1 protein-coding gene is annotated in these 208 nt (G+C 50.5%); it reads right to left on the bottom strand.

What is annotated here, in order from left to right:
* The coding region (locus tag KB213_RS13420; protein ID WP_408903748.1) for an FYDLN acid domain-containing protein at positions 1 to 106 on the bottom strand (106 nt) is incomplete at its 3' end.
* Positions 107 to 208: the final 102 nt, after the last annotated feature.

Raw genomic sequence — 208 nt, forward strand, 5'->3', positions numbered from 1 at the left:
GGCAAATCGCGGGGACTCGGTTCAAGTCATATAAGCGGACACCACTATCATCGCATGTCCGTCTTAGACCGAGTTCGGGTTTTGCCATGTTGCGCAAGCCTACCATTGCCACGGATTTAGAGATGGGCGGCCATGCCAGCTTGAGCGGAGCCTGTCATTGTTTTTAGGGTTTTTTAGGTGTTTCGTTTGGGAAGAATGGGGAATTTTC

Origin of the sequence: Neokomagataea anthophila (assembly GCF_018122595.1) — a bacterium.
Lineage (GTDB): Bacteria > Pseudomonadota > Alphaproteobacteria > Acetobacterales > Acetobacteraceae > Gluconobacter > Gluconobacter anthophilus.